The organism is Aeromicrobium sp. Leaf272 (genome assembly GCF_001422865.1).
GTDB lineage: Bacteria > Actinomycetota > Actinomycetes > Propionibacteriales > Nocardioidaceae > Aeromicrobium.
Map to the genome: position 1 here is coordinate 217,448 of NZ_LMMY01000009.1, position 1,952 is coordinate 219,399.

The window sequence follows — 1,952 nt, forward strand, 5'->3', positions numbered from 1 at the left end:
CGGCCCACGCGATGCGGACCCGGTGGCTGAACCGGTGGTGCCAGTAGTAGCCGAGGTCCACGCCCAGGATCACCAGGACCCAGTACCACCACGTGTCCGTGGGCAGCTGGAACGGCGCGACGTAGGCGTAGACGGCCACGAAGCCGAAGAACGTCACGACCTTGAACGCCGTCAGGAAGACCAGGGAGAGGACGCCCATGGAGATCGACGTGCGGGCGTCCTTGAGGGCGTAGCCGGTCGTGTTGTCGTCGTGGTCGAGCCACTTGAGGGCCGCGAACTCGATGAGGATGGTCAGCACGAAGAACGGCGCGGCGTAGGTCACCGGGTTCTTCAGCGGGTCCAGCAGGTCGTCCATGCGTCCTCCGACGTCGACGTCGACCCCGGGCGTCACCGTCCGGGCATATGACTTTTGGGTAAGTTACCACGTGTTCATACTCGTCCGCTAGAGTTCGGGCATGGCCGTCCGACCCAACGCCGGCACCAAGGGGGTCCCCCGTGCCGAGCGCGAGGAGCAGATCCTCGACGTCGCCTCCGTGGCCTTCGGGACCGACGGCTTCGCGGCCACCAACATCGCCGACGTCGCGCGCGCCGCCGGGATCTCCAAGCCGCTCGTCTACAACTACTTCGGCTCCAAGGAGGGCCTCTACGCCGCGTGCCTCGACCGCGCGGGGACCCTCCTGGGCGACGAGATCGAGCGCATCGCGCGGGAGGACGTCGTGGGCATCGAGCGCGGCGTCCGCACGCTCGCGGGGATGTTCGCCGTGCTGGAGGACCGCCGTCACGTCTGGCGGCTCCTGCACGACCGCACCGCGCCTACCGCGAGCGAGGTCGTGGGCGTGGTCAGCGCACACACCGAGCGTCTCGACAAGCTGGCCCACGAGGGCGTGAGCGAGCTGCTCGCCCTGGGAGGCGTCACCGACGAGCTCGACGTGTCGGCCATGACCGCCACCTGGCTCGGCATCGTCGACTCCCTCATGGACTGGTGGGTCGACCACCCCGAGCAGACGGCCGCCGACATGGTCGACCGCGTGGGCCGGCTCATCGGCGCCCTGTTCGTCGACGCGTCCGCCGGGGCCACGCGATGAGTCCGCGGGCCCGACGGACCAAGGTCTCGGTCGTCACCGGCTCCTCGAGCGGCATCGGCGCCGAGGCGGCGCTGCAGCTCGCCGAGCGGGGCTGGACCGTGTGCCTGCTGGCCCGTCGCGCCGACGAGCTCGACACCGTCGCGGCTCGCGTGCGAGAGGCCGGCGGCACGGCTTGCACCTATCCCGTCGACCTCACCGACGACGCCGACACCGCCCGGGTCGTCGAGCAGCTGCTGGCCGAGCACCCACGCATCGACGTGCTCGTCAACAACGCCGCCCGGTCCATCCGACGCTCGATCCGCGACTCCACGGACCGCCTGCACGACTACGAGCGCACCGTGGCGATCAACTACCTCGGCGCGGTGCGGCTCACGCTGGCCCTGCTGCCCCGCTTCCTCGAGCAGGACCGCATCGACGGGTCACGCGGACACGTCGTGTTCTCCTCGACCATGTCGTCCCAGCTGCCGATCCCGCTCTTCTCCGCCTACCTCGGCAGCAAGGCCGCCCTCGAGTCGTTCGCGCGGTCCCTGCTCGCCGAGCACGGCCACGAGGGCGTGACCACCACCGTCGTCTACTTCCCGATGGTGCGCACGGAGATGTCCGGGGCCACGAGCATCTACGCCGCCATGCCGATGATGACGCCCGACAAGGCGGCTCGCTGGCTGGTCAAGGCCGCCACCGAGCGGCCGACGCGGGTCACCAGCCTCGGCGGCGCCGTCACCGAGGCCGGCATGTCGGTGCTGCCCGGGGCGCTCACCAAGGTGATCACCCCGAGCATCCGCCGGATGGACAAGCGCCTCGCGCGCCGCACCCGCGACTGATCGATCCGTGCGTCGAGCGTCCGGACGGGAGTAGCATCCGAGGAGG

At 70.3% G+C, this 1,952-nt stretch carries 2 protein-coding genes and 1 pseudogene; 2 read left to right on the forward strand and 1 reads right to left on the reverse strand.

The window, feature by feature from the left end; genetic code table 11:
- Positions 1 to 391 (reverse strand): annotated as a pseudogene (locus tag ASF38_RS18630) (C-5 sterol desaturase); the annotation flags it as partial.
- Positions 392 to 455: 64 nt separating this feature from the next.
- On the opposite strand from ASF38_RS18630, the gene ASF38_RS02605 reads away from it, so the two are divergent.
- Complete coding sequence (locus ASF38_RS02605; protein ID WP_056573441.1) at positions 456 to 1,085, forward strand: TetR/AcrR family transcriptional regulator; 630 nt, start codon at positions 456 to 458, stop codon at positions 1,083 to 1,085.
- Entirely contained in the window at positions 1,082 to 1,906 is an 825-nt protein-coding gene (locus ASF38_RS02610; RefSeq protein ID WP_056573444.1) for an SDR family NAD(P)-dependent oxidoreductase, read from the forward strand. The genes ASF38_RS02605 and ASF38_RS02610 overlap by 4 nt, the downstream gene beginning before the upstream one ends.
- The last annotated feature ends 46 nt before the right edge of the window (positions 1,907 to 1,952 follow it).